The sequence below is a fragment of the Blautia sp. DFI.1.216 genome, assembly GCF_020594215.1.
GTDB lineage: Bacteria > Bacillota > Clostridia > Lachnospirales > Lachnospiraceae > Blautia_A > Blautia_A wexlerae.
This window is the reverse complement of the sequence record NZ_JAJDML010000282.1, coordinates 1-209: the sequence shown is the minus strand read 5'-3', so window position 1 is coordinate 209 and position 209 is coordinate 1. Positions and strand designations below refer to the sequence as shown.

1 protein-coding gene is annotated in these 209 nt (G+C 40.7%); it reads left to right on the top strand.

Going from position 1 to position 209, the window contains the following annotated elements; all coding sequences use genetic code 11:
• A partial coding sequence (locus LJE11_RS19730) for a hypothetical protein (RefSeq protein ID WP_227296475.1) occupies nucleotides 1-209 on the top strand: 209 nt, incomplete at both ends.

Here is a 209-nt window from a genome sequence, read left to right as displayed (position 1 = left end):
AGTGGTTCCAAACTACGTGACTGCGTGAAGTATCCTCCTATTGGTACGCTTACTGACCTAACGGAGGACGACCTGGCTGGTGATAATGAATTGATCCCTGAAAATATCAGTAACTTGAACGACCCCTTCTACAATATTACCAACGAGTATAAGAAGCAGTCCAAGCTCAATAATACCTATAATGTTGCTTTAATATGGGACGTTATTAA